Source organism: Clostridia bacterium, from assembly GCA_014360065.1.
Classification (GTDB): Bacteria; Bacillota; DSM-521; order Neomoorellales; family JACIYF01; genus JACIYF01.
Window position 1 is genome coordinate 1 of sequence record JACIYF010000168.1, and the last position, 4,321, is coordinate 4,321.

The following is a 4,321-nucleotide window of genomic DNA, read 5'->3' on the forward strand; positions in this document are numbered from 1 at the left end:
TTCCCTTTCCTACTACGGCTACATATACCCGGCACCCCTGGTCGGCCGCCGGAGGCAGGGCTGGAGTAATCTTGCCCTGGCTGTCTCTACCAGGACCTGCCGACTTTCGACCCGGCTCCCCAGCTACCGGTGGCGGGTTATTGGGTTCGGGATTGGGGTCAGCTTTTTTCGGGTGCTCATCGGTTCCCGGGCTCACCGAAGCCGGCTGGTTATCCGGAGCTGGGTTGGTGGGACCAACTGCACCTGGTTCTTTCGGGATCGGCTGCTGGGCCGGGGGCGCCTGCACTAAGCTGCCACCCGCGGAGGAGGCTCCCGCCCGATCCCGACCCGCCGACCACTGGGCGTAGGCGGCCGGCCCCAGCAAAGCGACAGCCACCAGCAAGACAGCGATTAGGTACCAGCGCCTCTTTTTCAACGCTTATCCCACCCCAGGGCCCGGTAAACCATAACCGCAGCCTGGGCTCGGTTGACCGCGGTACCGGGGCGAAAACTCCCATCCTGGTATCCTTTGACAATTCCCTGGGCCGCCACCCTGGCCACGCTCTCCCGAGCCCAGGAGGAAATGCTGTCCCGATCCTTAAAGCTTAGTCCAGCTCCTGCCCCAGATAGCTTCAAAGCCCGGTCCAGCATGACGGCCGCTTCTTCCCTGGTCATCAACCGGTTGGGCCGGAAGCTATTGTCGCTGAAGCCGCGGACTACCCCGGCCTTGGCGGCGGAAGCTACTTCTTTAGCAAACCACTCATTGCCGCTAACATCGCTAAAGCGCCCTGCGCCGCTGCCCTCGAGCTTTAAGGCTCGGACCACCAGGCAAACAAATTCGGCTCGAGTGGCAGCACGCCCGGGCTGAAAGTGAGTACCGTCTGTTCCTTGAACAATTCCCGCTCCCGCTAAAGTCTCGATAGCTTCTTGGGCCCAAGCCCAGCCACCGGAATTAACGTCGGCAAAGCCTTTGCGGGCCGGTGGAGCTGGGGGAACAGTAAACTGGGGATTGGCGCCCAGTGATAAGTAAGCGTGAAGCGCTTTGGCTGCCGCCATGATGTTACCGATAGGGCCAAAACTCCCATCGGGGTTCCGGGCCTCGGTTGCCATGTAATCGATAGGAGTCGCTCCTTGACTGCTCTTCCAACTGGCTGGATCTTGACCTAGAAACCGCAGAGTGACAATTAGTTCGCTGGTGTCCACCACCGGATCCTCCGGGAAGGGCTGGGTGACGTATACGCTGCCGTCGTCCTGCAAATGCTTCTTGAGATAGGAAAGTCCCTTATCTATTGCCGCCTGTATCTCCTGACCGCTCTCCCATCCGGGTAAGTAAGTAAGAGCACGAATGGCTTGACAGGTGGACAAGAAATCGGGATAAAAAGTGCCGTCGAAGCTTGCCCCCCAGCTGCCTAAGGTATCATCGTTGGCCTGGCTTTGGTGCTTCAAAATATATTCGCGGGCATAGGCCGAATCGACCACGCTCAGATAACCAGCCTGACCTAAAGCTACATAAGCCGGTATGTCGCTATAGACGCTGTCGTCAAAGCCACCCCGGGGCTTCTGCCTTTCCTTTAAGGCGGAAGCCAATTGATCGGCCAAGTCCGTCCACCCCCATTGCTTGGCAATCAAGAGTTGCTGAGCCAAAGCTTTGGCGCTAGCTGCGCCGGGGTTCTTGAGGGTTTTGTAGACCGACCCCAAAACCGATTCCTGTAAGGTCTTGCCCTGGTATACCCACTGGTCTAGCGATATCCCTTCTTCAGCCAAAGTCAATATGTAGGCAGTGTCGGCATCAACGCTCTGCCCTTGAACGTACTGGTTATAGATGAACTCCACCGCCTGGCTGGCTAGCTGGCTATAGTTCCCAGCCGCATCCTCAGCTGCTTCTGCCGGAGGCGGGCTTGGTGTCGGAGCCAAGCCAATGGATACCGCCATGAAAACTAGCCCGATCACCGTCGTAGCTGCTGCCGCTCTGATGATACGCTCTAGCGTCTTAAAGACCATCCTTATCCCTACCTTCCTCAATAAATTAAAAACCCCTGCTCCAAACGAACAGGGGTATTGCTGCCCCATCCTGCGTAGGGAGCCCACCATGCCAGCCAGATACCAGGTCTCCTGGCTCAGGCTCACCGCTTCCTACGCCTTCCCAGGCTTGCCGCCCAGTGGCTCCTTGTAGGTTGCTCCCCATCACAGTGGCGCGACCGCGCCGGATTCGCACCGGCTTCCCTCGGTATCCAGCCCTATTTTACTTGGTCATTAATCTTTATTTGCAATCGGGTTATTTATTCTATATGCTTTTTAAAAATCCTCTTAAAAAGTGCGCCCTTTTTCTATAGCAATCCGAAACATCTGCTCCTTTTTGTTTTGAGGGGGAACGTGCAAGATTTGGCGCCGGGACATGGTTAGGGCCTGGTTGGGGCAACTAGCAACACAAACCCCACACCCCAGGCAAACCTCCCTATTTATGTGCGGTACTTCGGCCCCATTCTCCCCGTCCTCCATACTGATGGCGTTGATGTGGCAGCTGTCGGCGCAGGTGCCACAGCCCTCGCACAGGTCAGGGTCAAGGGTGGGAATAAAGTTGCTGGGGTGGGCAAAAGTTTCGCCTGCTTCCCGGATGGCCCGCAAGGCCTGGCAGCAACAGCCACAACAATGGCAGATATAGGCCGGATGCTTGAGAACATTGTCGCCCAGGTGAACCAGGCCCAGCTTTTCCGTCTGATCCAGCACCCGCAGCAGCTCATCCACCGTAGCTGGCCTTCCTAAGCCGCGCCGTGCCACCCACTGGCCGGCGGACCCCAGGGCCGTGCATACCTCCACCGGGGCCCGGCAAGCCTTGCCCAAGTGGCTAGCCTTGTGCCGGCAGGAACACAGGGAAAGGGCACCGCCCCCGGATTGGCGAATGATGGCTGAAGCCCTTTCGTAATCCAGCACTTCGATCTCAAGCGCCGCCGGGATTAAGCTCTCATAGACCAAAGTGTGAAACATCTTGGTCTCGCCGCCGCCCAGCTCCTGTCTGATCCCGGGGCTCAAAAAGTATTGCTCAAATAGCTCGGCCAATTCCTTCATATCCAGGTCTTCTCTTACCCGCATGAAGGTATACTCGAAGAAACCAATTACCATGGGAGCCAGCATATAATAGGTGCTGTCGCGGCGAGGTATGTCGATGACCAAGCCCTTGCTGGCCATATGGTCGAGGATTTTTTCCAGCTCCTCCCTGGCCATGCCAGTAGCATCTACCAGCTGCTCCAGCGGCACCGGCAGCAAAGGAAACTTGCTCCCCACCATGGCTTCCGTCTCGGTGTAGAGCCGATACAGGATCTCCATCAAAGTTGGGTTGACCGGCGCCCCCACTGGATTCCGGTTCAGCCGCTCCGCCAGAGCCCGGTAAACCTCCTCCTTAGCGCTAACCAAATGTCCCACCAGCATACCCTCCTTGCACGCAGTAGTGGTCTACAGACTAGTAGGAAAATTCCAACCACTTACCTTCTGTTAAGGTCTAGTTCCAACCAAATCACCGCTCAGTCTATGCTTATTACTGTGTCTATACTTACTCTCCCCCTTTTTGGCGGCTCTTCCATAAATCAAATAGTTGGGTAGCCAAAGATTGGATGTAGTCCCGGCCCTTACCCAGGTTTTCTACCTGGTCCTTCCACCGCCTGGGGATGGCCCGAGCCCCATGATAAGCTCCAGCTATGGCTCCCGTCATGGCGCCAATAGTATCGGCATCACCGCCTAAATTGACGGCATAGGTCACCGCTGCTTCAAAATCCTCGGCTACTGTATCCCCGGTAAGGATGACAATTGGCGAGAAAGCTGTTGACCATATCAGCTGGATCGAATCCCCGGCAGCGGATAAGAGACTCAGCCACTGCGATCATCATCTCGGTATCATCGGTATAACTGCCAGCAGGCAAGTGGCCAGGACGCATCTCCTTGATAGCTCCATAGCGGGCTATAATCCTTTCTCGGTCCCAACCCTCCACAGCCATGCCCAAGGCATCGCCAACCAAGGTTCCCAGCAAAGCCCCCTGAAACTTATCTTTGGTCAACAGGCCGACCACTCCCCTCAAAGCAGTCGGCGGTCCGGTAAGCGGACTTTCTCCCTGAGGAAAGCAACTCAACCGCTCCCTCGTTTCCCCAATTAGTTGACCTAAGCTACTTACTTTTCTGTATTCTATCTCAGCTTGCCCCGGCAAACAACCCACCTTTCTCTCCCTGACAAGCTCCATCATGGCAAACAATCTATAAACCTGGCCGCTACGCCTGAGGGCGGTGGCCCCACCCGCGAGCCTAGACCAGCCTAAACAACTCTGGCAGTCACCAAGGCCTCGTCTCCGAGCAC

Annotated in this window: 5 protein-coding genes and 1 riboswitch; all 5 genes read right to left on the minus strand. The window is 56.7% G+C overall.

Annotated elements, in window-relative coordinates; genetic code table 11:
• On the minus strand, positions 1–415 hold a 415-nt coding region (locus H5U02_14235), incomplete at its 3' end, for a hypothetical protein (GenBank protein MBC7343581.1).
• Positions 412–1,980 carry an S-layer homology domain-containing protein gene (locus tag H5U02_14240; protein ID MBC7343582.1) on the minus strand — a complete coding sequence of 523 codons (1,569 nt, stop codon included), beginning with the start codon at positions 1,978–1,980 and terminating at the stop codon, positions 412–414. The genes H5U02_14235 and H5U02_14240, both read right to left, overlap by 4 nt.
• 104 nt (positions 1,981–2,084) lie before the next feature.
• Positions 2,085–2,204: riboswitch (cobalamin riboswitch) on the minus strand.
• An 82-nt stretch (positions 2,205–2,286) separates the two neighbouring features.
• Positions 2,287–3,399: a 4Fe-4S binding protein gene (locus H5U02_14245; protein MBC7343583.1), complete on the minus strand. Its 1,113-nt coding sequence runs from the start codon at positions 3,397–3,399 to the stop codon at positions 2,287–2,289.
• A 127-nt stretch (positions 3,400–3,526) separates the two neighbouring features.
• Entirely contained in the window at positions 3,527–3,844 is a 318-nt protein-coding gene (locus tag H5U02_14250; protein ID MBC7343584.1) for an ADP-ribosylglycohydrolase family protein, read from the minus strand.
• Positions 3,741–4,184, minus strand: a complete 444-nt coding sequence (locus H5U02_14255) for an ADP-ribosylglycohydrolase family protein (GenBank protein MBC7343585.1) — start codon at positions 4,182–4,184, stop codon at positions 3,741–3,743. The genes H5U02_14250 and H5U02_14255 overlap by 104 nt, the downstream gene beginning before the upstream one ends.
• Between the last annotated feature and the right edge of the window lie 137 nt (positions 4,185–4,321).

Bases quoted from the DNA above. Each gene is read 5' to 3' on its own strand.
- H5U02_14240 (MBC7343582.1), bottom strand. From the start codon at position 1,980: ATGGTCTTTAAGACGCTAGAGCGTATCATCAGAGCGGCAGCAGCTACG.